General features: G+C 51.3%; 21 protein-coding genes, 4 tRNA genes and 3 rRNA genes. 19 read left to right on the forward strand and 9 right to left on the reverse strand.

All coding sequences use genetic code 11. From position 1 onward, the window contains the following. Window positions 1–9 precede the first annotated feature (9 nt). From accA to L4174_RS03275, 4 genes are all read left to right on the forward strand, one after another. Window positions 10–969, forward strand: coding sequence for an acetyl-CoA carboxylase carboxyl transferase subunit alpha (gene accA, locus L4174_RS03260; protein ID WP_248144158.1), 960 nt, complete (start codon window positions 10–12; stop codon window positions 967–969). Between the two features lie 155 nt (window positions 970–1,124). Continuing rightward, on the forward strand, window positions 1,125–2,456 hold the full coding sequence (gene tilS, locus L4174_RS03265; protein WP_248144160.1) for a tRNA lysidine(34) synthetase TilS: 1,332 nt from the start codon (window positions 1,125–1,127) through the stop codon (window positions 2,454–2,456). Window positions 2,457–2,526: 70 nt separating this feature from the next. Beyond that, window positions 2,527–2,838: a c-type cytochrome gene (locus L4174_RS03270; protein ID WP_248144162.1), complete on the forward strand. Its 312-nt coding sequence runs from the start codon at window positions 2,527–2,529 to the stop codon at window positions 2,836–2,838. A gap of 165 nt (window positions 2,839–3,003) precedes the next feature. After that, window positions 3,004–4,353 (forward strand): sodium-dependent transporter, encoded by a 1,350-nt coding sequence (locus L4174_RS03275; RefSeq protein ID WP_248144164.1) that lies wholly within the window; start codon window positions 3,004–3,006, stop codon window positions 4,351–4,353. A 70-nt stretch (window positions 4,354–4,423) separates the two neighbouring features. Here the strand turns inward: L4174_RS03275 and L4174_RS03280 are convergent, their stop codons facing one another. From L4174_RS03280 to tsaA, 6 genes are all read right to left on the reverse strand, one after another. Further along, entirely contained in the window at window positions 4,424–4,612 is a 189-nt protein-coding gene (locus L4174_RS03280; protein ID WP_248144166.1) for a DUF4250 domain-containing protein, read from the reverse strand. Then, on the reverse strand, window positions 4,612–4,818 hold the full coding sequence (locus L4174_RS03285; RefSeq protein ID WP_248144168.1) for a YaeP family protein: 207 nt from the start codon (window positions 4,816–4,818) through the stop codon (window positions 4,612–4,614). The genes L4174_RS03280 and L4174_RS03285 overlap by 1 nt, the downstream gene beginning before the upstream one ends. 71 nt (window positions 4,819–4,889) lie before the next feature. After that, complete coding sequence (locus L4174_RS03290; protein ID WP_248144170.1) at window positions 4,890–5,744, reverse strand: GGDEF domain-containing protein; 855 nt, start codon at window positions 5,742–5,744, stop codon at window positions 4,890–4,892. A gap of 93 nt (window positions 5,745–5,837) precedes the next feature. After that, window positions 5,838–6,962 (reverse strand): patatin-like phospholipase family protein, encoded by a 1,125-nt coding sequence (locus tag L4174_RS03295; protein WP_248144172.1) that lies wholly within the window; start codon window positions 6,960–6,962, stop codon window positions 5,838–5,840. Window positions 6,963–7,120: 158 nt separating this feature from the next. Then, window positions 7,121–8,836 carry a proline--tRNA ligase gene (locus L4174_RS03300; protein WP_248144174.1) on the reverse strand — a complete coding sequence of 572 codons (1,716 nt, stop codon included), beginning with the start codon at window positions 8,834–8,836 and terminating at the stop codon, window positions 7,121–7,123. Between the two features lie 141 nt (window positions 8,837–8,977). Further along, on the reverse strand, window positions 8,978–9,682 hold the full coding sequence (tsaA, locus tag L4174_RS03305; protein WP_248144176.1) for a tRNA (N6-threonylcarbamoyladenosine(37)-N6)-methyltransferase TrmO: 705 nt from the start codon (window positions 9,680–9,682) through the stop codon (window positions 8,978–8,980). A gap of 134 nt (window positions 9,683–9,816) precedes the next feature. Between tsaA and L4174_RS03310 the strand changes: the two genes are divergently transcribed. Beyond that, on the forward strand, window positions 9,817–10,068 hold the full coding sequence (locus tag L4174_RS03310) for a type B 50S ribosomal protein L31 (RefSeq protein ID WP_248144179.1): 252 nt from the start codon (window positions 9,817–9,819) through the stop codon (window positions 10,066–10,068). 9 nt (window positions 10,069–10,077) lie between these two features. Next, the gene (gene ykgO, locus L4174_RS03315) at window positions 10,078–10,221 is read left to right on the forward strand and encodes a type B 50S ribosomal protein L36 (protein WP_036755872.1); all 144 of its coding nucleotides are present in this window, start codon (window positions 10,078–10,080) and stop codon (window positions 10,219–10,221) included. Between the two features lie 79 nt (window positions 10,222–10,300). On the opposite strand, the gene L4174_RS03320 is transcribed toward ykgO, so the two are convergent. The 3 genes from L4174_RS03320 to metN form a co-directional block, all read right to left on the reverse strand. Continuing rightward, window positions 10,301–11,116 carry a MetQ/NlpA family lipoprotein gene (locus L4174_RS03320; RefSeq protein ID WP_248144181.1) on the reverse strand — a complete coding sequence of 272 codons (816 nt, stop codon included), beginning with the start codon at window positions 11,114–11,116 and terminating at the stop codon, window positions 10,301–10,303. 121 nt (window positions 11,117–11,237) lie between these two features. Further along, window positions 11,238–11,924, reverse strand: a complete 687-nt coding sequence (locus L4174_RS03325) for a methionine ABC transporter permease (protein ID WP_248144183.1) — start codon at window positions 11,922–11,924, stop codon at window positions 11,238–11,240. Then, window positions 11,914–12,948: a methionine ABC transporter ATP-binding protein MetN gene (gene metN / locus L4174_RS03330; RefSeq protein ID WP_248144185.1), complete on the reverse strand. Its 1,035-nt coding sequence runs from the start codon at window positions 12,946–12,948 to the stop codon at window positions 11,914–11,916. Before metN ends, L4174_RS03325 begins: the two co-directional genes overlap by 11 nt. Before the next feature lie 350 nt (window positions 12,949–13,298). On the opposite strand from metN, the gene gmhB reads away from it, so the two are divergent. The 13 genes from gmhB (at window position 13,299) to L4174_RS03395 (ending at window position 25,658) form a co-directional block, all read left to right on the forward strand. Further along, window positions 13,299–13,856, forward strand: coding sequence for a D-glycero-beta-D-manno-heptose 1,7-bisphosphate 7-phosphatase (gmhB, locus tag L4174_RS03335; RefSeq protein WP_248144186.1), 558 nt, complete (start codon window positions 13,299–13,301; stop codon window positions 13,854–13,856). A gap of 360 nt (window positions 13,857–14,216) precedes the next feature. Continuing rightward, window positions 14,217–15,242, forward strand: a complete 1,026-nt coding sequence (locus L4174_RS03340; RefSeq protein WP_248144188.1) for an ABC transporter permease subunit — start codon at window positions 14,217–14,219, stop codon at window positions 15,240–15,242. A 1-nt stretch (window position 15,243) separates the two neighbouring features. Beyond that, a complete protein-coding gene (locus tag L4174_RS03345; protein ID WP_248144190.1) occupies window positions 15,244–16,287 on the forward strand; it encodes an ABC transporter permease in 1,044 nt (347 codons plus the stop codon). Between the two features lie 28 nt (window positions 16,288–16,315). Continuing rightward, window positions 16,316–18,148 carry an extracellular solute-binding protein gene (locus L4174_RS03350; RefSeq protein ID WP_248144222.1) on the forward strand — a complete coding sequence of 611 codons (1,833 nt, stop codon included), beginning with the start codon at window positions 16,316–16,318 and terminating at the stop codon, window positions 18,146–18,148. Between the two features lie 17 nt (window positions 18,149–18,165). Then, window positions 18,166–19,038: an ABC transporter ATP-binding protein gene (locus L4174_RS03355; RefSeq protein ID WP_248144192.1), complete on the forward strand. Its 873-nt coding sequence runs from the start codon at window positions 18,166–18,168 to the stop codon at window positions 19,036–19,038. Window positions 19,039–19,074: 36 nt separating this feature from the next. Beyond that, entirely contained in the window at window positions 19,075–19,923 is an 849-nt protein-coding gene (locus tag L4174_RS03360) for an ABC transporter ATP-binding protein (RefSeq protein WP_248144194.1), read from the forward strand. 318 nt (window positions 19,924–20,241) lie between these two features. Beyond that, a 16S ribosomal RNA gene (locus L4174_RS03365) occupies window positions 20,242–21,793 on the forward strand. Between the two features lie 70 nt (window positions 21,794–21,863). After that, window positions 21,864–21,940: transfer RNA gene (locus L4174_RS03370), tRNA-Ile, on the forward strand. 45 nt (window positions 21,941–21,985) lie between these two features. Further along, window positions 21,986–22,061, forward strand: a tRNA-Ala gene (locus tag L4174_RS03375). Window positions 22,062–22,328: 267 nt separating this feature from the next. Continuing rightward, a 23S ribosomal RNA gene (locus tag L4174_RS03380) occupies window positions 22,329–25,213 on the forward strand. A 98-nt stretch (window positions 25,214–25,311) separates the two neighbouring features. Beyond that, window positions 25,312–25,427, forward strand: a 5S ribosomal RNA gene (rrf, locus tag L4174_RS03385). Together the 16S, 23S and 5S rRNA genes with 4 tRNA genes alongside form the textbook arrangement of a ribosomal RNA operon. A 40-nt stretch (window positions 25,428–25,467) precedes the next feature. Next, window positions 25,468–25,544, forward strand: a tRNA-Asp gene (locus L4174_RS03390). Window positions 25,545–25,581: 37 nt separating this feature from the next. Further along, a tRNA-Trp gene (locus L4174_RS03395) sits at window positions 25,582–25,658 on the forward strand. Window positions 25,659–25,795 lie beyond the last annotated feature (137 nt).

The raw sequence follows: 25,795 nt of genomic DNA on the forward strand, positions 1-25,795 counted from the left end.
ACAAGTCGTATGAGCCTGAACTTCCTGGATTTTGAACAACCGATTGCCGAACTAGAAGCCAAAATTGAAGCATTGCGCGATGTGTCACACCGTGACAAATCGGCCTCGGTGGATCTGGACAAAGAAATTTCTCAGCTTGAGCAAAAAAGCCTGGAACTGACCAAGAAAATTTTTGGTGATCTGGGTGCATGGCAAGTTGCCCAACTGGCCCGTCACCCGCAGCGTCCTTACACGCTGGATTATGTCGAGCATATTTTTACTGAGTTCGACCCGCTGGCAGGTGACCGTGCTTTTGCGGACGATAAAGCGCTGGTTGGTGGTATTGCTCGTCTGGATGGCCGCCCGGTGATGGTGATTGGTCATCAGAAAGGCCGTGAAACCCGCGAAAAAGTACTGCGTAACTTTGGGATGCCAAAGCCAGAAGGTTACCGTAAAGCCCTGCGCCTGATGCGTATGGCCGAGCGTTTTCGTATGCCAATCATTACCTTCATTGATACTGCGGGTGCGTACCCGGGTGTTGGTGCTGAAGAACGCGGCCAGTCTGAAGCCATCGCGATGAACCTGAAAGTCATGGCGGGCCTGACGGTTCCTGTGATTTGTAATGTGGTCGGTGAAGGCGGTTCCGGTGGTGCGCTGGCCATTGGCGTGGGTGACTGTGTCAACATGCTGCAGTACTCAACTTATTCTGTTATTTCTCCGGAAGGCTGTGCATCCATTCTGTGGCGTGATTCTGACAAAGCCCCTCAGGCAGCTGAAGCGATGGGTATGACAGCAGAGCGTCTGAAAGAACTGGGTCTGATCGATAACATTATTGGTGAGCCCCTGGGTGGTGCACACCGCGATGTTACGGCGATGGCTGCCAGCATCAAACAGCAGCTGCTGAAGACGCTGGACGAACTGGAAGCAATGGACGAAGAGAGCCTGCTGGAGCGTCGTTATCAGCGTCTGCTGGGCTACGGTTACTGCTGATTATCGATTCAATTGAATACCAGGAAAACGGGTCGCCAAGTGCGGCCCGTTTTGTTTTCGGGCTTCTCTGCATGTCGCGCGGTTACCATCTCGGGTTACCCTGCGATAAGATAAGAGTGTTGAATTATCCATCCTGTACAGTCCCACGGAATCCCATGCTGTTGAATCAATTTGCCGACACATTACGACGTTTATGTCCTGAACCTGCGCCACTCGTCCTGGCGTTCAGCGGCGGCCTTGACTCCCGGGTGCTGTTGCATCTGTTAAGCCGGTTTGTCCGTGATTTTCCTGAGTATCCGGTGACAGCGGTGCATGTCCATCATGGCCTCAGTCCGAATGCAGACCACTGGATGGCACAGTGTGAGGCATGGACGAAGCAGGATGGTATTCCTTTTCAGGCTGAAAGCGTGAGCGTACAGACCGGGAGCCGGATCAGTCTTGAACAGGCGGCCAGAGATGCCCGCTATCAGGCGCTGGCTCAATACATGTCGCCGGGGACGTATTTACTGACGGCCCAGCATGCTGACGATCAACTGGAAACCATTTTACTGGCGCTGAAGCGTGGCAGCGGGCCAGCCGGACTGGCAGCAATGCCGGTACGTAAGGCGTTTGCCGGGGGAATTCATTTGCGGCCATTGCTGGATACCAGTCGGGCGACGCTGGAAGCGTATGCGCGGGCGAACAATCTGTGCTGGGTCGAGGATGAAAGTAATCAAGACACCCGTTTTGACCGTAATTTCCTGCGTCAGGATATTCTCCCACTGCTGACTTCGCGCTGGCCGGGACTGCGGCAGTCAGCGACCCGCAGTGCGGCGCTGTGCGGAGAGCAGCAGGCGCTGCTGGAAGGACTGCTGGCGGATAAGCTCAGCCAGCACCGTTTACCGGACGGCAGTCTGAATCTGGCGGGATTGCAGGATGAGGTTCAGGGGAGGGCTCTGATCCGTCTGTGGTTGCAGCAGCAAGGGTTGCCGTTGCCGACAAAGGCACAACTGGTGCAGGTCTGGCAAAGTGTCTGTCATGCCCGTGAAGACGCGAATCCTTGTGTATCCCTGAATGGTTATGATCTTCGTCGTTACCAGCAGCAGCTGTGTGCGATTCGGCCGCTGCCGGATATCAGCCAGTGGCGAGCGGACATGGTGCTGAATCAGTCCTGTCTGTTGCCGCCGTCCTTGGGAAGCCTGACACTTTCCGCGGATGGACCGGAAACCGGGCAGCAATCGGGTGAGGCCATGCGGTTACCCAAACCGGATGAACACATTTGGGTGGGGTTTGATCCCAGCGGTCTGAGCGCGCACCCTGTCGACCGGGCTGGTCGCCGCAAACTGAAAAAACTGTTTCAGGAGTATGGCGTTCCGAGCTGGCGGCGGCGACAGACCCCATTGCTGTTCTACGGTGAGCAGCTGGCAGCTGTGGCTGGTTTGTTCGTGGTGAAAGGGTTTGAAGGCGATGCATGCCGGTTGGTCTGGAAGTGTGATCCCCTACACTGACATCGGGGGCAGGAATGTAGATAGTCAGTCAGTGTTTAAATGTCGATAAAACTAGAAAAATGAGGATCCTATGAAAAAAGCACTGACGCTGACACTCATCGCGACGTTCTTTTCCCTGCCGGCAATGGCAGCGGGTGATGCCGAGGCCGGAAAAGCCAAAGCTGCAATTTGTGCCGCTTGTCATGGCGCGAATGGTATCGCGGTGATTCCCGGCTATCCGAATCTGAAAGGCCAGAATGCACAGTATATTGTCAATGCACTGAAAGCGTATAAGAACAAAGATCGTAACGGCGGGAATGCCATGGTGATGCAGCCCCAGGCGGCAATGCTGAGCGACACGGATATGGAGAATGTCGCTGCATATTTCTCCCAGATGAAATAAGCCGTACGGATATCCGCCTGAGGGCGGATATTTTTTTATCTATCGATATATTGTATGAATATTTCTCTGCCTGATTAATATTTATCCAGTTGGTTACGCTGGCATTGATAATGACCTTGATTAAATATATTGTACTAGTCCGCTGATACATTGAGGTTGTGAATCATGGCAGGAACACGAGAACATTTTGGCTCACGGATGGGCTTTATTCTGGCTGCGGCAGGTGCTGCGGTTGGACTAGGGAATATCTGGGGGTTTCCGACCCAGGCTGCCAGCAATGGTGGTGGCGCTTTCCTGCTGGTCTATTTGCTGATGATCCTGGTGGTTGCCTTCCCGATGCTGATTGTGGAAATGGCCATTGGTCGCCACGGGCAGGCAAACCCGGTCGACAGTATGCGCCATCTGAGTGATAACCCGGTAGCGAAACGCACCGGTGCATTGGTCGGCTGGATTGGCCTGATGGTGCCTTGTCTGGTACTGGCGTTCTACAGCATCGTGGCCGGCTGGTTGGTGACGTTCATGATGGCTGCAGTGACGGATATTTTTGGTCTGACGGATCTGACGGCCTGGTTAAAAGGCTTTTCGGTTTCTCGTAACCTGTTCGGTGCGGCAATCTTTTATCTGCTGACCATTCTGATCGTACAGAGCGGGGTCAAAGAGGGGATCGAGAAGTGGTCGACTCGACTGATGCCGGCGCTGTTTGTGCTCTTCTTGCTGCTGTTTGCTTATATCATGACCCAAGACGGCGCGATGGAAGGGCTGAAGCATTATCTGATCCCGGATTTCAGTAAAGTACTGGAACCCAAGTTGTTGCTTGCCGCGATGGGACAGGGCTTTTTCTCCCTGACCATTGGGGGCTGCTCAATGCTGATTTACGGCTCTTACCTGAGCAAGAAAGAGAGCCTGCCGAAAATGGCGCTGAGTGTGACGCTGGTTGATACTGCGGTGGCATTTATCGCCGGTCTGGTGGTACTGCCTGCCATGTTTGTAGCCATGCAAAAAGGTGTGGCCATCTATGCAGATGACGGCTCACTGCTGAGCTCAGATACCCTGGTCTTTACTGTGTTGCCAATGCTGTTTGACAGCCTGGGCTTTGCCGGTCAGCTGATTGCGCTGGTGTTCTTTGTGCTGATGACCATTGCGGCCCTGACCTCATCGATTTCTATGCTGGAATGTCCGGTTGCGTTGGTGAGTGAGCGCTTCGACACCGGCCGTAAATCGACCAGTTGGGTGCTGGGTGGTGTAATCGCGATCTTCAGTGCAGTAATTATTTTTAACTTCGGTGAGCTGTTTGGCCTGGTCGCAACGGTCGCCACACAGTACTTTCAGCCGTTTGCGGCACTGTTGTTCACATTGTTTGGCGGTTGGGTATGGTCACGGCACAGTAAGCTGAAAGAACTGAGTGCTGGTAATCCGGAACTGGAGCAGTCACTGTTCTGGAAAATCTGGCCGCTGTATGTGAAGTTTGTCTGCCCGGTGCTGGTGGCAACGGTGCTGGTCTCTTCCTTCAGTTAAGCGATACATCGCCATGAATCATCAAAAAAACGGAAAGCGGGTGCTTTCCGTTTTTTATGCTCGCTAAGCCTTAGCGGAATTGCTTGGCTTCCGGCAGATAATCGAAACCGGCCGCTGCCAGTCTGGCGACCAGTACAGCCTGGTCAATTTCATAGAATCGCGTTAATGCTTCTAAATCCCCGAATTCATCACGAATCTTCATATTCACGATGCTCATCAGCATCACTGGATCCATGGTTTCAAATTTTTTTAAATCCATCAGTTGTCCTCGTGGTCACTGATCAGCAGGTTGGCCGCAGCAAAGGCTGCTTGCTCTCGAACCTGGACCGGCAATTCCGGATTGGCGGCGATGTCATTTAAAGCACGAACGGCACAGGCGATTGCAGCGGGAATATAACCCTGATCTCCGCTGCCGATTTGGCTGTAACTTTGACGAACAAGCTCGCAACAGTCGGCGACTTTCATGGTGTCTCCTGATTGACGACAAAAGAAAAAGAGTTTTGAGCTTACCGCGAACGATAGGGGAGATCGAGAGGCTATTTCGAGCGTTTGTGCTGATACAGGGCTTTGTCTGCACGTTCCAGCAGGCTGGTCGGAGAGTCACCCTGGTGATACTGGCTGGCACCAATGGAGGTACCGATCTCCAGACTGCGAAGTGTATGGTCGCGTGTCATCCGGATCATCACCCGCTGAATGACTTTATGGGCAGACTGCTCCGAAGCGGGTTGCAGCAGCAGAACAAACTCATCTCCCCCCATCCGGTAACAGCGATCGGAAGTACGAACGGAATGTTTCAGAATAGAAGCAAAACGGCGAATCACATTATCACCATCGAGATGACCGTATTTGTCGTTCACTTGCTTGAAGTTATCCAGATCAAATAACAGCAAAACCAGACCCACCTGACGGCGTTCACTCATGGCAATGGCATGGAGGATGTCCTGATCCAGACAACTGCGGTTTCGCAGGCCGGACAAATGATCCCGCATCGCCATTTCTTTGACCCGGCGATATTCCATTGCGCTGAACAGCGGACCGGCCAGCAGTCTGTGATAGGTGTGAAGCAAATTGACTTCATCCTGATCCAGCGCATAAGGCGTATCATACTGGAGCTCTCCCAGCGGCTGATCCGCATAGCGAAGGATAAAGCACTGGCGGTTGTCGGTTGAGGGACCATGGCGAACGAGGGTGGTCGTGGTGTCCTGACGCCAGAGCATCCGGCTGACGTCAATTTGCTTTTCCACTTCCATGGCAAAGACTTCCAGCAAGACTGACAATTCTGGTTTCCCCTGCAATTTTTGCAGGATCAGCAAGCGCTGATCAGCCCCCAGTGGTTTGGCTCGGGTTGGTGAAGAATCAGCCAGCGATTTTTGCCAGATAATCGGATCCATGGTTAATGTTGTTGATTAGTAAGGGTTTTAATATAGGAGATTTTAGAACCAGATCAATAGAAAATGGAACAAAATGAAAATCTCTCATTGTTTTTATTCTAAAAACGAACGTAGCTCACCTTCCCGTTCCTGCGCATCCACATAGCCCAAATGAATCAGCGCGTGAATATAATTCGGCTCAAAAAGGATGTAACTGGTCAGTGCGGAATCGTCTTTTGGACTGATCCCTAACAGCCTCATCAGGCTTCTCGCCGCCAGTGGCATATGATGATAGAACGCCTGAGCCAGCGGTTCAAAAGACTGGCTGGGGAACAGGTGCAGGGTTTCGACTGCCTTGGTGGCCATGTTTTTGCGTTCCTCCTCAGGCAGTTTGTGGAGCAGAAGATTGGTATTTTCCAAATGCTCCAGTTCGGCGGCCATGGTATCGCTGAAGATGGTGTCCATCAGGTGGCCGGTCAGCATGCCTAAACCGGGAGCCTGAGTGGGATCTCTGGGTTTGAGCCGCTGGTTGATCAAATCAATGATCAGGATTTTATCTGCCCCCATTTTCATCGACGGGCGCAGCGGTGTCAGCTGATGGATCGAGCCGTCACCATAATAAGCCTGACCAATCCGGCTGGCCGGAAAGACAAAAGGGATCGCCGATGATGCCAGCAGGTGCTCAGTCGTGATCAGTGACCGGCGTCCTTTCGATGTCGAATGCGTCCAGGGCTCGATACTTTGCTGGCCCTGAAAAAAGCTGATTGTTTTTCCGCTTTTGTAACTGGACGTCGTCACGGAAATACCGTGAAGGTTACCCGCCAGGATCTGTTGCTCCAGGCGGGCATAATTGTTTGCCTGATTCAGCAGCTGACGCAAAGGCCGGTTATCCAGCAGCCCAAACGGCGGTCTGGGATGATAAGGCGCCTGCAGTCGGGCAAGCAGCTGGTGGAATAAGTGTTGTGTTATCCCGACAGTGCTGGAGCGGAATACACGACGGCTGTGGAGTCTTGCCCATATCCATTCGAGCTTTTTGACACCCAGGCGAAAACAGGACGCATAGCAGGCGATTGCTGTCGCATTGATCGCTCCTGCTGATGTGCCGCAATAAATGTCAAATGGGCTGTGGTGGTTCCTCGGATACCATTCGGAAATCGCTTTCAGCACACCTACCTGATAGGCAGCCCGGGCACCGCCGCCGGAAAGCAGGAGACTGATTTTTGGCTTTTCCTTGCCCATACTGGCACTTCCACTCCAATGGTAAAAACAGAAATCGCAGACTTTGGTGGCGTCTAGTCTGATGATAAGACTCAGTTTATGCCTATCTTAGACTGAAATTCTGTGGCACAGATACGAAAAAGCCTCCCGAAGGAGGCTTGAAAGAATTGTTTCGGCAATTATGCCAGCTTTTGCTTAATGAAATCCGCAATGCTGTCTGCTGCAACAGGTTCTTTGTTACCGGTAAGGCGGTCTTTGTATTCCACCTCACCGTTTTTCAGGCTGCGGTCACCAATCACCACGGTGTGCGGGACACCGATCAGTTCCATATCCGCGAACATGACACCCGGACGTTCTTTACGATCGTCGAACAGGACTTCAATACCGGCAGCCGTCAGATCGGCGTACAGCTTCTCTGCTGCCTGCTGAACTTCTTCAGACTTATGCATGTTCATTGGTACAATCGCAACCTGGAACGGTGCAATAGCGTCTGGCCAGATGATGCCGTTTTCATCGTTGTTCTGCTCGATAGCTGCTGCGACAACACGCGTACAGCCGATACCGTAGCATCCCATTTCCATCACGGCTTGTTTGCCGTTGGCATCCAGAACTGTTGCACCCATTGAGGCAGAATAGTTGGTGCCCAGCTGGAAGATGTGGCCGACTTCAATACCACGCTTGAGCATGATGGTACCTTGACCACATGGGCTTGGGTCGCCTTCAATCACATTACGCAGATCTTCGACACGGCCCAGTTCGACGTCACGGCCCCAGTTGATCCCAAAGTAGTGCTTGTCATCTACGTTCGCACCGGCACCGAAATCGCTCATCACTGCAACGCTGCGATCAACGATGAACGGAATGCTCAGGCCGACAGGGCCCAGAGAGCCAGGACCTGCGTTTACAACCGCACGGATTTCTTCTTCGCTCGCGAATTCCAGTGGCTTGGCCACACAGTCCAGGTTCTCAGCTTTGACTTCGTTCAGCTCGTGGTCGCCGCGGACGATCAGGGCGATCAGCTCAGCATCAGCTTCCTCAGAAGCTTTCACAAATAATGTCTTCACTGTTTTTTCGATTGGCAGGCCAAATTGTTCGACCAGCTCAGCGATGGTTTTCGCGTTTGGCGTATCAACCAGCTTCATCTCTTCCGTTGGCTCAGCACGCTCAGTGGTTGGTGCCAGCGCTTCGGCTTTCTCGATGTTCGCTGCGTATTCTGACTCGGTCGAGAAGGCAATCAGGTCTTCACCGCTTTCCGCCAGAACGTGGAATTCGTGCGAGCCGCTGCCACCGATTGAACCGGTGTCTGCCAGTACTGCGCGGAAGTCCAGACCCATACGGCTGAAGACATTGCTGTACGCCTGGTACATGTCCTGGTAGGTTTCCTGCAGACTCTCTTTATCCAGATGGAAAGAGTAAGCATCTTTCATGATGAACTCACGGGAGCGCATGACACCAAAGCGCGGACGAACTTCATCACGGAATTTGGTCTGAATCTGATACAGGTTCAGCGGCAGCTGTTTGTAAGATTTGACCTCATTGCGCACCATATCAGTGATGACTTCTTCATGGGTCGGGCCCAGTACAAACGGTCGGTTGTGACGGTCAGCGATTCGCAGCAGCTCAGGACCAAATTTGTCCCAGCGGCCTGTTTCCTGCCACAGTTCAGATGGCTGAACGACAGGCATCAGCGTTTCGACTGCACCGGCTTTGTTCATTTCTTCACGAACAATATTTTCGACCTTACGCAGAACGCGCAGACCAGTAGGCAGCCAGGTGTACAAACCTGAGGCCAGCTTACGGATCATACCTGCACGCAGCATCAGCTGGTGGCTGATCACTTCTGCGTCGTTTGGAGTCTCCTTCAAAGTAGAAAGAAGATATTTACTGGTACGCATTGATGGTATCCGTTGGTAATTATGAGGATTGATTTGGAAGCAGTATATTAGCAGCGTATCGGCCTTTCGCCAAAGGGAACCCGACGCTTATTGGCTTTCCGGTGACGTCAGTCACCGGAAAATAGGGTAAGTATGGTGTGATTATTCGGGCGATGCCAAATCTTCGACCCGGACTTGATTTCCTTCAAACCGGAACTGAACGTTGTAGTTGAACAGCAGGACGCCATACAGTCTGTCGTCTTGTTTGCCTTTTTTGTATGCCGGCCGGGGATCCTGTGCCAGCACTTCTTCAATCACGGCCCGGTGATATGCCGCATCGTTGCCGCTGAGCTTTGACAAGGCTGTTGCTGAGAACTCAACGGGCAGCAAAGCGGGCGTTTCCGCAGCAAAACCGCCGAGAGCATCAGGCAGGCTGTCTGAATATGGAATATAAGGTTTGATATCAATCACGGGCGTACCATCGACTAAATCGACGCCGGCCAGATCCAGTAAAACCTGCCCGTTTTCCTGACGGACTCCCAACAGCTGAATGGCGGACATCCCAATCCCGTTCGGACGAAAAGTCGCCCGGCTCGCAAATACGCCAATGCGTTCGTTTCCGCCCAGCCGGGGAGGTCTCACCGTCGGCCGCCATCCTGCCGATAGGTTCTGATCAAACAAAAACAATAACCACAGGTGACTGAACTGCTCTATACCCCGGACCGATTCAGGACTGTTTGCATCACCACACAGGGCCAGTGTCGCTCTGGCGCTGGGAACTAGTCCGGGCTGGCGCGGAACGGCAAATTTTTCTTTGTAGGGAGAATGAATGATGCCAACGGGCTGTAGCTGGAATGTCTCTGTCATGGTGTTTTCAGGCTGAGTAAAAGATCCCGCAGACCATAACATAAGAGCCTGCCGCAAAGCCCGAAGAAAAAATGCTTGTTGAGAACGAATATCAAATGTTATGTTATAATGTAACATTTGATTGAGGGGGCTTTATGAAACCAGACATTCATCCTGAATACCGGAAAGTGGTATTTCACGACACCAGCGTGGATCAGTATTTTGTGATTGGATCCACCCTGAAAACAGACAAGACGATCCGGTGGAAAGATGGGAAAGAGTACCCGTACTTTTTACTGGACATCTCTTCTGAATCACATCCGTTTTACACCGGGAAGCAGCGCATTATTCAATCGGAAGGCCGGATGGCGAACTTTCAGCGTCGCTTTGCGGCATTCAGCAAATAAGGAAAACTCATGCAGGTATTAAGTTCATTAAAGAGTGCCAAGCAACGTCATCGGGATTGTCAGGTGGTGAAACGCCGAGGCCGGATCTATGTGATTTGTAAATCGAATCCGCGCCTGAAAGCGGTGCAGGGAAAGGTGAAAAAGAAAAAGTAATTGATACAAAGTAAGCGATAAAAAGAAAGCCCCTTGAAGGGGCTTTCTGATGTTGAAAGGGAATATAGTGTCAGGTGGATTACCAGCCTTTCACCACACCGCCTTTGAAGATTTTCATGGCTGCATCGTTCACCGCATCTGACTGGTATGCTTTCACGAACGTTTTCACGTTTTCTGCATTCACGTTGTTTTCACGCGCCACAATCAGGTTTACATATGGTGACTCTTTATCTTCCACGAAGATGCCGTCATGCTCCGGCGTCAGATCAATTGTGCTGGCATAGGTGTTATTGATAATCGCCAGTTTGACGTCGTCCAGAGAACGCGGCAGCTGAGGCGCTTCCAGTTCCACAATTTCCAGATTCTTCGGATTCTCAACAATATCCAGTACGGTTGCGGTCAGGCCAGCACCTTCTTTCAGTTTGATCAGACCCTGTTGTTGCAGCAACAGCAGGGAACGGCCAAGGTTTGTCGGATCGTTTGGCACGGCAATCTGGTCACCGTCCTGCAGCTCATCAATTGATGCGATTTTGCTTGAATAGGCTGCGATTGGGTAAACAAAGGTGTTACCGGCAACGGCGAACTTGTAACCGCGGTCTTTGACCTGCTGATCCAGATAAGGTTTATGCTGGAATGCATTCACATCAATGGAACCTTCTTCCAGTGCTGCGTTTGGCGATACGTAGTCAGTGAAAGTGATCAGCTCAACATCCAGACCATATTTGTCTTTGGCTTCTTTAGCGGCAACTTCAGCAACCTGTGCTTCAGAACCGGCCATCACACCGACTTTGATTTTGCTGTTGTCTACTGCGGCTTCTTTTTCTCCGCAGCCCGTCAGAGCCAGAGCTGAAGCAAGTCCCGCCACTGCGAAGAAGTGTTTAATATTCAGTGCCATTGTACATCTCCTATGTTCAGGGTATCCCTGTACTTTGTTGTCGTTGTATTTCACTAACTTATCGGTATCGCCTGAATATGATGTCCGGCGAATGTGAGTTTTCTGTCTTGTTCTCGTTAACTTATCTGTGGTCGACGCGGCGGACCAGATGGTCACCTGCAGACTGAATCAGCTGGACCAGAATCACCAGCATGACCACGGTAATCATCATGACGGTGCCGTCAAAGCGCTGATAACCGTAACGGATACCGACATCGCCCAGACCGCCGCCGCCGACGGTACCGGCCATGGCCGAATAACTCACCAGCGTGACCAGCGTAATGGTGACTGCGTTGATAATGCCCGGCAGGGCTTCCGGCAGCAGCACCTTGCGGATAATCTGGGTCGGGGTGGCGCCCATGGCTTGCGCAGCTTCAACCAGCCCGCTCGGTACCTCCAGCAGCGCGCCTTCAACCAGGCGGGCAATGAAAGGAATTGCGCCGACGGTCAACGGGACGATTGCCGCAGCGGTGCCGATTGAGCTGCCCACCACAAAGCGGGTAAAGGGGATAATAGCAACCAGCAGGATAATAAACGGGATCGAGCGGCCAATATTGACGACCGTGCCCAAGGCTTTGTTCAGGCCTGGATTTGCCATCAGACCTTTGGGTTTGGTCAGATGCAGGGCAACACCCAGCGGAATACCAATCGCGAAGCCAATCACACCGGAGGCAAACACCATCATCAGGGTTTCACCCAGAGCTTCCGTTAAAAGACCGACCAGACGTTCGTTGGTTTGCCACCAGGCGGCGATAGAATCAAGCAACATAACCCAGCACCTCTACATTAACTTTATGTTCGCGAAGGAAAGCGATGGCTTGTTGTGTCGCTTCCTCTGTTCCGAAAAATTCTGCCAGCATCAAGCCAAACTTCACGCCGCCGGCGTAGTCCATGTCGGCACTCAGAATGTTGGCATCAATACCAAACTGGCGTGACACCTGGCTGAGCAGGGGGGCATCCACGGAGGCGCCGGTAAATTCAAGGCGAATCAGCGGATAGTTGCTTTCCGTGCGGGTGCTCTCCAGTCGTGCCTGATAGTCTTCCGGAATGGAAAGATCCAGGGTTGCGCGAATGAACTCACGTGCCAGTTCTGTTTTCGGATGAGCGAAAATATCGCCGACCGGGCCTTTTTCAACCAATTCGCCCTGACCAATAATGGCCACTTCAGAGCAGATGCTTTTCACCACATCCATTTCATGGGTGATCAGCAAAATGGTCAGGTTCAGCTTGCTGTTGATTTCACGCAGCAGCTCAAGAATAGACTGCGTGGTGGCCGGATCCAGTGCGCTGGTGGCTTCATCACACAGCAGGACTTTCGGGTCTGAAGCCAGCGCGCGCGCAATTGCCACACGCTGTTTCTGACCGCCGCTCAGATTCGACGGATAAGCATGGTGTTTGTCGGCCAGGCCAACCAGTTGCAGCAGTTCGGAGACTTTTCGTTGGATTTCGGTTTTATCTGTGCCGGACAGCTCCAGTGGCAGAGCCACGTTGTCAAAAACAGTCCGCGAAGACAATAGATTGAAATGCTGGAAAATCATGCCGATTTTACGGCGGGCCAGCGTCAGTTCCTGGCTGGAGAGTTGTGTCAGGTCGACTCCGTCGACAATCACATGGCCGGAAGTTGGCTTTTCCAGCAAATTGACGCAACGGATCAGAGTACTTTTACCGGCACCGGACGCACCGATCACGCCGAAAATGGTTCCTTCCCCGATGCTGAGATTGATATCGCGCAGGGCGTGGATGTCTTTATCCCCGACCTTGAAGACTTTATTGACCCTGTTGATTTCTATCATTCTGTGTCCTGCTACTACTTTTGACGTGCCAGAAAATGTGTATCCAGCATAGCGTTGCGGTCATTACTTCGCCTGTTTTAGTGATTTTGTATGCTGAATTGGCGCATGACCTTGTTATTTGTTTGTGTTCGCGGATTTTTTCCGTGCCTTCTGTTGCCTGATGCTAGGGTGTCTAGATGGCTAAGTCAATAGATATTTTTACGTCTAGACGTCCAAATGAGGTTTTTCAGAGGTTGAGCTGAAATCTGTTCGCGAAACCGGTTTGTGTCCTGATGCGGATTAAGAGATGAATCCGGCTGGCAGCCATGCCATAATTTAGTCAATTTTGGTTTCGAGATTTAGGTGGTCGCTTGGCTAAGCCTGCTGTGTTTATCGATCGTGATGGCGTGATTAATGTTGATCATGGTTATGTTCATACCGTGGATGACTTTGAATATATTGAAGGTGTGTTTGACGCCTGTAAGCAGCTCAAAGAGATGGGATATCTTCTGGTACTGGTGACCAATCAGGCTGGTATTGCCAAAGGGATGTACACGGAAGATGAATTTCTGAGTCTGACAGAGTGGATGGACTGGAACTTTGTCGACAATGGTGTGGAGTTTGACGGAATTTATTATTGCCCGCATCATCCGAGTGAGGGGCAGGGTGATTACCTGCAGGACTGTAATTGCCGCAAACCGAAACCGGGAATGTTTGTCTCTGCCCGCGATTTTCTGAAGATTGATATGGCGCGTTCAGTCATGATCGGTGATAAAACCGATGACATGAAAGCGGCTGAAGCGGCAGAGGTCGGCACCAAGATTCTGGTCCGTACCGGTAAGCCGGTGACTGAAGCCGGAGAAGCGCTGGCCACTGTGGTGTTGGATAGTGTTGCTGATGTGCCGAAATGGCTGGCGTCTGTGAAATAAACAAGTTCGTGATGCATTTTTCTGAGCAGGCCAACGGCCTGCTTTTTTATGTCTCGGAATCGGCGGCAATCGAACCAGTGAAATAGCTTCAGAGTATTTGAACAGAACCATTCAGTCTGAGCTTTCATGTTTTGTATTGTCGGTTCTACTGAACCGACGTTATTCATCTGTCTCAACCTGAATGATCCGGGGAGGTGCTGATTTTGATTGTTGATTCATAACATTAATGAGATTAAGTTGAACATTCCGTTTGGTGAAAGAGGCGATTGGATTGCTCTCGTCTGACGGATAGCAAATTTGGACTGGTGCTATACTGCGATTGAAAGGAATTGTGGCAATGACAGGGAGTCATGGAAGCGGATGTTGTCGTATTTTTTGCGCCGCTTGGCGTTAGTGGTCCCTACTTTTATCGGGATAACCGTACTGATCTTTACGCTGACCCGGTTTGTGCCGGGCGGACCCGTCGAGCGGATGCTGGCGAATATTCAGGCCCAGCAGGGGATGTCATCGTCACCGTCCATGGCCGGGGAGAGTAATGCGCTTTCTGAAGAGCAACTGGCAGAACTGAATGCTTTCTACGGGCTGGATAAACCGGTTTTTGAAGCCTACAGTGAGTGGCTGACGAAACTGGTGCAACTGGACTTCGGTTTATCAACCCGTTACTACGAACCGGTCTGGGACATGATTATGGAACGCCTGCCGATTTCTTTGTTTTACGGCGGAGTAACGTTCTTCCTCAGTTACTTTATCTCCATCCCGCTGGGTTACTACAAAGCGCTGAAACACGGTAGTCATTTTGACTCGGCATCTTCGATTCTTATCTTTATCGGTTACGCGCTTCCGGGGTATGTGATTGGTGTCCTGTTGATCACGTTTTTCAGTTATCAGCTGGAATGGTTCCCCATGGGCGGTTTTGTCAGTGACGAATTTGAGGACTACGAAAGCGTCTGGCTGCAAATCAAAGATATTTTCTGGCATGCGTGTTTACCTTTAATTTGTTACCTCATTGGTGATTTTGCCACCCTCACGATGACTATGAAAAATAATATGATGGAGACGTTATCGGCTGACTATATCCGGACAGCCATCGCAAAAGGACTGCCATTTTCTCAGGCGGTCCGTCGGCATGCGTTGCGAAACAGTCTGATCCCCATTGCCAGTCATTTCGGGAACTCGCTGCTCTTTTTCATGACCGGATCGTTTCTGATCGAAGTTATTTTTAATATCGATGGCGTTGGCTTATTAGGATATGAATCAATTATGGAACGGGACTATCCGGTTGTGATGGGGATCGTTGCGATCAATGCCGTTTTATTAATGCTGGGCAATATTATTTCGGATATTTGTGTTGCGCTGGTGGATCCTCGTGTGAGATTCGGAGCCTGATATGTTGTCGCTGAGCCCATTAACCCAGAAAAAAATCAAACGATTTAAAGAGATCCGGCGCGGCTACTGGTCTTTGGTGATTCTTTCTACTTTGCTGGTGCTGTCATTATTTGCTGAGTTTCTGATTAACAGCAAGGCCTTGGTCGTGAAGTATCAGGGGGCCTATTTTTTCCCTGTCATGAGTGATGTGCTGCCCGGAACAACCTTTGGTGAAGACTATCAGAGCGAAGCCCAGTACCGGGACTTAAAGCAACGATTTACAGAAGCAGGACAAGGCGACTACGTCATCATGCCGCTGGTGCCCTGGAATCCGCTGGAGCAGGATTTCAGTGGCGATTTTCCTCCGACGGCACCGGATGCAGAATCTCGGCATTATCTGGGAACTGATACCATCGGGCGGGATATTCTGGCCCGGCTTGTATACGGCTTTCGCATTACCATGGGGTTTGCCTTGCTGACGATGGCGATTTCCTACGCTATCGGAACCATGGTCGGCTGTGCGATGGGGTTTTGGGGCGGCAAGTTTGATTTGCTGGTGCAACGCTTTATCGAAGTCTGGTCGATGGTACCTTTCCTTTACGTCATCATGATTCTGGTGTCGATTACCCAGCCGTCTTTTACCTTATTCGTTGCCATCAATGTGCTGTTTGGCTGGATGGGAATGACTTGGTATATGCGCACAATGACATACAAGGAAGTTGCCAGAGATTACGTGATGGCAGCCAGGGCGATAGGCGCATCGAACTGGCGCATCCTTTATGCGCATATTTTGCCGAATGTGATGGTGATGATTGTGACACTGGCGCCTTTTACCATTGCGGCCAATATTACGGCTCTGACGGCGCTGGATTATCTTGGTCTGGGCCTGATGCCGCCGACACCGAGCTGGGGAGATTTATTGCAGCAGGGAAAATCGAACCTGGATGCACCCTGGATAGTGACGACGGTCGTCACGGCCATTGTGGCTGTTCTGGTGATGGTGACGTTCATCGGTGAAAGTGTCAGGGCTGCTTTCGATCCCAAGAAATTTACCCGTTATAGTTAACAGAGTAGCCACACAACAAGGACGTATGATGAAAAAGACGCTGAGCATATCCGCATTTCTCGCCATGGCTCTGGGCAGCCCGTTGCTGACCGCTGCTGAGTTACCTGCGGGGCTGAAATGGCAATCGAATCTGCATGAACCGCTGTTTGCTTCTCCGCAAGCAAAGTTTGGCGGGACATTTCATACCTACATCGAGAGTTTCCCGCAAACGTTCCGTACGGTCGGTCCGGATTCCAACGGACGATTCAGGTCATGGCTGTTAGACAGTCGCCCGGCTGCGGTCACCCGTCACCCCAATACCTATGCGTGGATCCCGGATATTGCCTCCGAATGGGCGTATGGCGATGATGATAAGACCGTGTATTTCCGGATCAATCCCAATGCGAAATGGTCCGATGGGAAACCGATTACTGCCGACGACTTTACCTTTGTGCTGACCTTCATGCGTTCCAAAGATATTGTTGCCCCCTGGTACAATACCTTTTACAACCAGCAGATAGAGGACGTGATTAAATACGATGACCTGACATTTGCCGTGGTGTCGGCTGAAAAGCGTAATGCTGAAGAACTGATACTTTATGCCAATCTGAGACCGATCCCGGCACATTTCTATCAGCCTAAAACCGATAAAAATAACGACGGCATTCAGGACAACTTTGTCCGCTATTACAACTTCAAGCCGGAGCCGTCTGCCGGACCTTATTACGTTGATGAGATCAAAAAAGGAAAATCTATTTCCTTCAAACATGTCGGGAAAGACTGGTGGGGGTATACCAATCCTTATTACCAGCATCGCTATAATGTGGAAAAAATCCGTATCAAAGTTATTCGCGACAAAGACATTGCCCGTCAGCATTTTGAAAAAGGGGATCTGGATTCTTTCTGGCTGGACACGCCGGAGCTCTGGCGAGAGAAAGCGCAAACACCGAACTTTGAAAATGGCTATATTCACAAGTTCTGGGGATACAACCAGACCCCGATGGGAGCCGGAGGGCTATGGATCAACACGGCCAAGCCGCTGCTGGATAACCTAGACGTCCGTCAGGGGATTGCGCTGGCCAGTGACTTTGACGGCCTGATTGACAAAGTGCTGCGCGGTGATGTAATCCGAAAACCGAATCCTATGGGGATCGGGCATGGTGATTACACCAATACCGACATCAAGGCGCCGCCGTTTAATCCCGAGCTTGCAATCCAGCATTTTGAAAAAGCGGGATTCAGCCAGATTGGCCCGGATGGGATTCGGGTGAATCAGCAGGGACAGCGGCTGTCTTTTGCGATCACTTACAGTTATGGCTACCTCACTCCTCAGATTGCTTACCTGAAAGAACAGGCAAAACTGGCCGGTCTGGAGTTTACCCTGAATTTGGTCGATGGCTCATCTGCGTTCAAGTATGTCCTTGAGAAGAAGCATGAATTGTCATTCCATAATATGGGAACCAGCGAAATTCCCCAGTATTGGGAGTACTTTTATTCGGCCAATGCCAATAAACCGCAAAACAACAACTTCACCAACTACAGCACGCCGGAGCTTGACCGGCTGATCTTGGCGTACCGCTCTGAGTTTGATCTGGAGAAGAAGAAAGCTGAAGCCAGGCAGATTCAGTCGATTATTGCTGATGCCAGCGTGATTGTTCCGGGTTACATGCGTCCTTATGCCCGGGAGGCTTACTGGCGCTGGTTGCAGATCCCCAAACCTGCCATGACCAAATTAACCGAATTTCTTTTTCCGTCCGGCACCTTCCAGGATTTTGGTACCTTCTGGATTGATGAATCGCGTAAAAAGGAAACCAAAGCGGCCATGAAATCAGGCCGGCATTTTGAGCCGGTGACCATAGTTGAAGAGGAATACAAGCTCTGAGCGGAGTGGCGTGTTGTATGGCGAATGAAGAACTGATTCTGCAAGTCCGGGATCTGGAGACAGAATTCAGTACCGATGACGGTATTGTGAAAGTGCTGCACGGTGTCTCGTTTGATGTCAAAAAGGGCCGTACCCTGGGTTTGGTCGGGGAATCGGGCTCAGGAAAGAGTGTGACGGCGATGTCAATTATGGGGCTGCTTCCGCAGCCCTATGGGCGGGTGACCCGGGGAAAGGTACTTTACCGGAATACAGACTTACTCCGGCTGTCGGCCAGAGAAATGTACGCGATGCGGGGGGATCGCATTTCGATGATTTTTCAGGATCCGATGACCGCGCTCAATCCGGTCCATACCATCGGAAAGCAGCTGAACGAAGTGCTGGAACTGCACCGGCCGGAGCTGAAGAAAAAGGAACGCAGCCTTTACTCGCTGGAAATGCTGAAAAAGGTACGTATCCCGATGGCCGAAAAGCGACTTTATGAGTATCCGCATCATTTGTCTGGAGGGATGCGGCAAAGGGTGATGATTGCAATGGCGCTGGCCTGTCAGCCGGATATTCTGATCTGTGATGAGCCAACCACTGCGCTGGATGTCACCATTCAGGCTGAAATCCTGAGACTGATGAAAGCACTTCAGGAAGAAACGGGCATGGCCATGATCTTCATTACCCATGATTTAGGTGTCGTCGCTGAGATTTGCGACGATGTTGCCGTTATGTATGGGGGCAAAGTGCTGGAAACCGCCGGCGTTTTTGAGTTGTTTGATCATCCGCAGCATCCATATACCAAGCGTTTGTTGGGATTGATGCCTGATTTAAACAGACCCGGCAAGCAGATGATCCCGTTTGAACCAATAGACCCGACATTGTTTCCGGAGTTCAGGAAGTCATGACAGACCGTCATTGTTGCCAACATCAGGTGCAGTTCAATGGATGAAATTCTTCGTATCGATAACCTCAAACAGCATTTTATCTCTGGGAAGGGGATTTTTAAGAAGGGCTATACCATCAAAGCGGTTGATGGTGTGTCTTTCTCATTAGCCAGAGGGGAAACGCTCGGGCTGGTGGGGGAGTCTGGCTGCGGCAAGAGCACTTTAGGCCGAAGCATTCTCAAACTGTTTGAGCCAACAGACGGCCGTATCATCTTTGAAGGGCAAGATATTACGGATTTCTCACCGCGTCAGATGCGGCCATTACGAAAAGACATGCAAATCGTTTTTCAGGACCCGCTGGAATCCCTGAATCAGCGACACACCATCGGCATGATTCTTGAGGAGCCTTTCATCATCCATCAGATTGGTCGTGCGGCTGAGCGTAAAAAGTGGGTCCTGGAGTTACTACAGAAAGTGGACTTACCGGCTTCGGCTGTCAATCGCTATCCGCATGAGTTCTCCGGCGGCCAGCGTCAGCGGATTGGGATTGCCCGGGCCATCGCATTAAAACCCAAACTACTTATCTGTGATGAATCTGTTTCTGCGTTGGATGTTTCAGTGCAGGCACAAATCCTGAATTTGCTGCTGTCCTTGCAACAGGAAATGGATCTTTCCGTGATTTTCATCTCGCATGACTTATCCGTGGTGAAACATGTATCCGATCGGGTCGCGGTGATGTATTACGGAAAGATTGTCGAGATTGGCTCGGCAGAACAGATCTATTCATCACCTCAGGCGGAATATACCAAGACATTATTATCTGCGATTCCGATTACGCATCCCCGGCAGCGACAGGACATCATCCAATCAACCCCGAAAACAGCCTTGAAATCGGTCTCAAAATAATCAAATCGAACTTGTTTATCTCTTTTTGTTTAAATGTTGGTCTCTTGAAAATAAAATTCAAAAAAACTATTGCGCTCTCTGAGGAGGTCTCTATAATGCGCCTCCGTTGTCACGATAAACCAAACGGTTCAACGGGATAGCAAAGTTCTTTAACAATTTGACCATGCAATCTGTGTGGGCACTCGACAATGATACAGTCAAAAGATTTTATCAGTGAACTGAGTGACCAATTGGTAGCACTTTTTCGAAAGGGTTACCGGCACAGTCAATTTATCAGTAATCACTGAGCCGCTTTTCTTCGGAAAGGCAACAAAATTCTAATTGAAGAGTTTGATCATGGCTCAGATTGAACGCTGGCGGCAGGCCTAACACATGCAAGTCGAGCGGCAGCGACATGACCGAACCTTCGGGGGACGTTATGGGCGGCGAGCGGCGGACGGGTGAGTAATGCCTGGGAACATGCCTTAGTGTGGGGGATAACCATTGGAAACGATGGCTAATACCGCATAATCTCTACGGAGCAAAGCGGGGGACCTTCGGGCCTCGCGCGCTAAGATTGGCCCAGGTGGGATTAGCTAGTAGGTGGGGTAACGGCTCACCTAGGCGACGATCCCTAGCTGGTCTGAGAGGATGATCAGCCACACTGGAACTGAGACACGGTCCAGACTCCTACGGGAGGCAGCAGTGGGGAATATTGCACAATGGGGGAAACCCTGATGCAGCCATGCCGCGTGTGTGAAGAAGGCCTTCGGGTTGTAAAGCACTTTCAGCAGTGAGGAAGGGGTGAGTATTAATAGTGCTCATCCTTGACGTTAGCTGCAGAAGAAGCACCGGCTAACTCCGTGCCAGCAGCCGCGGTAATACGGAGGGTGCGAGCGTTAATCGGAATTACTGGGCGTAAAGCGCATGCAGGCGGCGTGTTAAGCCAGATGTGAAAGCCCGGGGCTCAACCTCGGAATCGCATTTGGAACTGGCATGCTAGAGTCTTGTAGAGGGGGGTAGAATTTCAGGTGTAGCGGTGAAATGCGTAGAGATCTGAAGGAATACCGGTGGCGAAGGCGGCCCCCTGGACAAAGACTGACGCTCAGATGCGAAAGCGTGGGGAGCAAACAGGATTAGATACCCTGGTAGTCCACGCCGTAAACGATGTCTACTTGGAGGTTGGTGTCTTGAACACTGGCTTTCGGAGCTAACGCGTTAAGTAGACCGCCTGGGGAGTACGGTCGCAAGATTAAAACTCAAATGAATTGACGGGGGCCCGCACAAGCGGTGGAGCATGTGGTTTAATTCGATGCAACGCGAAGAACCTTACCTACTCTTGACATCCAGAGAACTTAGCAGAGATGCTTTGGTGCCTTCGGGAACTCTGAGACAGGTGCTGCATGGCTGTCGTCAGCTCGTGTTGTGAAATGTTGGGTTAAGTCCCGCAACGAGCGCAACCCTTATCCTTGTTTGCCAGCACTTCGGGTGGGAACTCCAGGGAGACTGCCGGTGATAAACCGGAGGAAGGTGGGGACGACGTCAAGTCATCATGGCCCTTACGAGTAGGGCTACACACGTGCTACAATGGCGTATACAGAGGGCTGCCAACTAGCGATAGTGAGCGAATCCCACAAAGTACGTCGTAGTCCGGATTGGAGTCTGCAACTCGACTCCATGAAGTCGGAATCGCTAGTAATCGTGGATCAGAATGCCACGGTGAATACGTTCCCGGGCCTTGTACACACCGCCCGTCACACCATGGGAGTGGGCTGCACCAGAAGTAGATAGCTTAACCTTCGGGAGGGCGTTTACCACGGTGTGGTTCATGACTGGGGTGAAGTCGTAACAAGGTAGCCCTAGGGGAACCTGGGGCTGGATCACCTCCTTACCTAAAGACTGCGTTGTTATCGCAGTGTCCACACAGATTGCCTGGTTAAAATGTAAAGAGCGCAAGAGAAGGGTCTGTAGCTCAGGTGGTTAGAGCGCACCCCTGATAAGGGTGAGGTCGGTGGTTCAAGTCCACTCAGACCCACCACTGTTTTCCCAAACACAGTGGTTGAACACTCTTGCAAAACTCGATGGGGCTATAGCTCAGCTGGGAGAGCGCCTGCCTTGCACGCAGGAGGTCAGCAGTTCGATCCTGCTTAGCTCCACCACTCTTTAAGGGTTTTCCCCGAGAATCTTTAGAAAGTGGTTATCTGTCGATAATTCACAATGCTCTTTAACAATCTGGAAAGCTGACTAGTAAATTCAATCTTTGAGATTGAATCAAACTGTTTCGAAAGAAACAGAGTTCTCAAGCAAAACACATTCAAGTGTCTTGTATTTTTTGTCTTCACTTTTGAAAAGTGAAAGCAAAGTGAGTCCGGCGAAACAAATCAAACCTTGGTTGTTTGAACATACGAAACCTCTTGGGGTTGTATGGTTAAGTGACTAAGCGTACACGGTGGATGCCTGGGCAGTCAGAGGCGATGAAGGACGTACTAACTTGCGATAAGCGGTGATGAGGCAGTAAGAGCCACTTGAGTCACCGATTTCCGAATGGGGAAACCCAGCCGCATAAGCGGTTATCATCAGGTGAATACATAGCCTGATGAGGCGAACCGGGGGAACTGAAACATCTAAGTACCCCGAGGAAGAGAAATCAACCGAGATTCCGGCAGTAGCGGCGAGCGAAACCGGATTAGCCCTTAAGCGTTTTTTGTGTCAGGTGAAGGCTCTGGAAAGTGCCGCGATACAGGGTGACAGCCCCGTAACCGACGATACCTTAAACGTGAAAACGAGTAGGACGGGACACGTGTTATCTTGTCTGAAGATGGGGGGACCATCCTCCAAGGCTAAATACTCCTGACTGACCGATAGTGAACCAGTACCGTGAGGGAAAGGCGAAAAGAACCCCTGTGAGGGGAGTGAAAAAGAACCTGAAACCGTGTACGTACAAGCAGTAGGAGCCCTTCGGGGTGACTGCGTACCTTTTGTATAATGGGTCAGCGACTTAATTTCAGTAGCAAGGTTAACCGTATAGGGGAGCCGTAGGGAAACCGAGTCTTAACTGGGCGTGCAGTTGCTGGGATTAGACCCGAAACCAGGTGATCTAGCCATGGGCAGGTTGAAGGTGAGGTAACACTTACTGGAGGACCGAACCGACTAATGTTGAAAAATTAGCGGATGACTTGTGGCTAGGGGTGAAAGGCCAATCAAACCTGGAGATAGCTGGTTCTCCCCGAAAGCTATTTAGGTAGCGCCTCGGACGAATACTACTGGGGGTAGAGCACTGTTAAGGCTAGGGGGTCATCCCGACTTACCAACCCTTTGCAAACTCCGAATACCAGTAAGTACTATCCGGGAGACACACGGCGGGTGCTAACGTCCGTCGTGGAGAGGGAAACAACCCAGACCGCCAGCTAAGGTCCCAAAGTATCACTAAGTGGGAAACGATGTGGGAAGGCTCAGACAGCCAGGATGTTGGCTTAGAAGCAGCCATCATTTAAAGAAAGCGTAATAGCTCACTGGTCGAGTCGGCCTGCGCGGAAGATTTAACGGGGCTAAGTGATACACCGAAGCTGCGGCAATGCGATTTATCGTATTGGGTAGGGGAGCGTTCTGTAAGCGGCTGAAGGTGTGCTGTAAGGCATGCTGGACGTATCAGAAGTGCGAATGCTGACATGAGTAACGACAAGGGGGGTGAAAAACCTCCCCGCCGGAAGACCAAGGGTTCCTGTCCAACGTTAATCGGGGCAGGGTAAGTCGACCCCTAAGGCGAGGCCGAAAGGCGTAGTCGATGGGAAACGGGTTAATATTCCCGTACTTCTTACTATTGCGATGGGGGGACGGAGAAGGCTAGGTGGGCCAGGCGACGGTTGTCCTGGTTCAAGGGTGTAGGCTGATGGTTTAGGCAAATCCGGACCATCTCAAGGCTGAGACCCGATGTCGAGTCACTACGGTGATGAAGTCATTGATGCCATGCTTCCGGGAAAAGCCTCTAAGCTTCAGATAGTAAGGAATCGTACCCCAAACCGACACAGGTGGTCGGGTAGAGAATACCAAGGCGCTTGAGAGAACTCGGGTGAAGGAACTAGGCAAAATGGTACCGTAACTTCGGGAGAAGGTACGCTGCCGGCGGTGAAGAGACTTGCTCTTGGAGCTGCTGGCAGTCGCAGATACCAGGTGGCTGCAACTGTTTATTAAAAACACAGCACTGTGCAAAATCGAAAGATGACGTATACGGTGTGACGCCTGCCCGGTGCCGGAAGGTTAATTGATGGGGTTATCTTCGGAGAAGCTCTTGATCGAAGCCCCGGTAAACGGCGGCCGTAACTATAACGGTCCTAAGGTAGCGAAATTCCTTGTCGGGTAAGTTCCGACCTGCACGAATGGCGTAATGATGGCCACGCTGTCTCCACCCGAGACTCAGTGAAATTGAAATCGCAGTGAAGATGCTGCGTACCCGCGGCTAGACGGAAAGACCCCGTGAACCTTTACTACAGCTTGGCACTGAACATTGACCCTACATGTGTAGGATAGGTGGGAGGCTTCGAAGCAGGTACGCCAGTATCTGTGGAGCCGTCCTTGAAATACCACCCTTGTAGTGTTGATGTTCTAACGTCGCCCCGTTATCCGGGGTGCGGACAGTGCCTGGTGGGTAGTTTGACTGGGGCGGTCTCCTCCCAAAGCGTAACGGAGGAGCACGAAGGTGGGCTAATCACGGTCGGACATCGTGAGGTTAGTGCAATGGCATAAGCCCGCTTAACTGCGAGAATGACGGTTCGAGCAGGTGCGAAAGCAGGTCATAGTGATCCGGTGGTTCTGAATGGAAGGGCCATCGCTCAACGGATAAAAGGTACTCCGGGGATAACAGGCTGATACCGCCCAAGAGTTCATATCGACGGCGGTGTTTGGCACCTCGATGTCGGCTCATCACATCCTGGGGCTGAAGTCGGTCCCAAGGGTATGGCTGTTCGCCATTTAAAGTGGTACGCGAGCTGGGTTTAGAACGTCGTGAGACAGTTCGGTCCCTATCTGCCGTGGGCGCTGGATGATTGAAGGGAGTTGCTCCTAGTACGAGAGGACCGGAGTGAACGAACCGCTGGTGTTCGGGTTGTGTCGCCAGACGCATTGCCCGGTAGCTAAGTTCGGAACAGATAACCGCTGAAAGCATCTAAGCGGGAAGCTGGCCCTGAGATGAGTCATCCCTGAGACTTTGAGTCTCCTGAAGGGCTGTTCGAGACTAGAACGTTGATAGGCAGGGTGTGTAAGCGTTGTGAGGCGCTCAGCTAACCTGTACTAATTGCCCGTGAGGCTTAACCATACAACACCCAAGGGGTTTTACGTACGGACTCCATGAGCACTTGAATGATGTGCTGAGAACTTTAGTCAGATTTTTCCGAGATTGTTGAACAAATTTTGCCTGGCGACCATAGCGCTGTGGAACCACCTGATCCCATGCCGAACTCAGACGTGAAACGCAGCAGCGCCGATGGTAGTGTGGGGTCTCCCCATGTGAGAGTAGGACATCGCCAGGCGCCCTATTTTGAAGTCAGATTATTCTGGTTTCAGCCGTGTGGAGCGGTAGTTCAGTTGGTTAGAATACCGGCCTGTCACGCCGGGGGTCGCGGGTTCGAGTCCCGTCCGCTCCGCCACTTATTCAGAGTTTCAGCTCTTAAAAACTGAAACAACAGGGGTGTAGCTCCAATTGGCAGAGCAGCGGATTCCAAATCCGCGTGTTGGGAGTTCGAATCTCTCCACCCCTGCCACCTTCGAAAGCCTCAGCATAACTGCTGAGGCTTTTTTGTATTTGCTGTTTGGCTGGCTAGCAAAGCAACACGCCACAGATCCGCGCTTCGTAAATTGTGCTGCTGCTGATGACTGAGTTCTGAAAGGTAGGCGCTCA

Origin of the sequence: Photobacterium sp. CCB-ST2H9, assembly GCF_023151555.2 — a bacterium.
Taxonomy (GTDB): Bacteria; Pseudomonadota; Gammaproteobacteria; order Enterobacterales; family Vibrionaceae; genus Photobacterium.

What these genes read in the sequence shown, in the direction of transcription:
- accA (WP_248144158.1), top strand. Translation starts at nt 10, where the DNA reads ATGAGCCTGAACTTCCTGGATTTTGAACAACCGATTGCCGAACTAGAA.
- tilS (WP_248144160.1), top strand. Translation starts at nt 1,125, where the DNA reads ATGCTGTTGAATCAATTTGCCGACACATTACGACGTTTATGTCCTGAA.
- L4174_RS03270 (WP_248144162.1), top strand. Translation starts at nt 2,527, where the DNA reads ATGAAAAAAGCACTGACGCTGACACTCATCGCGACGTTCTTTTCCCTG.
- L4174_RS03275 (WP_248144164.1), top strand. Translation starts at nt 3,004, where the DNA reads ATGGCAGGAACACGAGAACATTTTGGCTCACGGATGGGCTTTATTCTG.
- L4174_RS03280 (WP_248144166.1), bottom strand. Translation starts at nt 4,612, where the DNA reads ATGGATTTAAAAAAATTTGAAACCATGGATCCAGTGATGCTGATGAGC.
- L4174_RS03285 (WP_248144168.1), bottom strand. Translation starts at nt 4,818, where the DNA reads ATGAAAGTCGCCGACTGTTGCGAGCTTGTTCGTCAAAGTTACAGCCAA.
- L4174_RS03290 (WP_248144170.1), bottom strand. Translation starts at nt 5,744, where the DNA reads ATGGATCCGATTATCTGGCAAAAATCGCTGGCTGATTCTTCACCAACC.
- L4174_RS03295 (WP_248144172.1), bottom strand. Translation starts at nt 6,962, where the DNA reads ATGGGCAAGGAAAAGCCAAAAATCAGTCTCCTGCTTTCCGGCGGCGGT.
- L4174_RS03300 (WP_248144174.1), bottom strand. Translation starts at nt 8,836, where the DNA reads ATGCGTACCAGTAAATATCTTCTTTCTACTTTGAAGGAGACTCCAAAC.
- tsaA (WP_248144176.1), bottom strand. Translation starts at nt 9,682, where the DNA reads ATGACAGAGACATTCCAGCTACAGCCCGTTGGCATCATTCATTCTCCC.
- L4174_RS03310 (WP_248144179.1), top strand. Translation starts at nt 9,817, where the DNA reads ATGAAACCAGACATTCATCCTGAATACCGGAAAGTGGTATTTCACGAC.
- ykgO (WP_036755872.1), top strand. Translation starts at nt 10,078, where the DNA reads ATGCAGGTATTAAGTTCATTAAAGAGTGCCAAGCAACGTCATCGGGAT.
- L4174_RS03320 (WP_248144181.1), bottom strand. Translation starts at nt 11,116, where the DNA reads ATGGCACTGAATATTAAACACTTCTTCGCAGTGGCGGGACTTGCTTCA.
- L4174_RS03325 (WP_248144183.1), bottom strand. Translation starts at nt 11,924, where the DNA reads ATGTTGCTTGATTCTATCGCCGCCTGGTGGCAAACCAACGAACGTCTG.
- metN (WP_248144185.1), bottom strand. Translation starts at nt 12,948, where the DNA reads ATGATAGAAATCAACAGGGTCAATAAAGTCTTCAAGGTCGGGGATAAA.
- L4174_RS03340 (WP_248144188.1), top strand. Translation starts at nt 14,217, where the DNA reads ATGTTGTCGTATTTTTTGCGCCGCTTGGCGTTAGTGGTCCCTACTTTT.
- L4174_RS03345 (WP_248144190.1), top strand. Translation starts at nt 15,244, where the DNA reads ATGTTGTCGCTGAGCCCATTAACCCAGAAAAAAATCAAACGATTTAAA.
- L4174_RS03350 (WP_248144222.1), top strand. Translation starts at nt 16,316, where the DNA reads ATGAAAAAGACGCTGAGCATATCCGCATTTCTCGCCATGGCTCTGGGC.
- L4174_RS03355 (WP_248144192.1), top strand. Translation starts at nt 18,166, where the DNA reads ATGGCGAATGAAGAACTGATTCTGCAAGTCCGGGATCTGGAGACAGAA.
- L4174_RS03360 (WP_248144194.1), top strand. Translation starts at nt 19,075, where the DNA reads ATGGATGAAATTCTTCGTATCGATAACCTCAAACAGCATTTTATCTCT.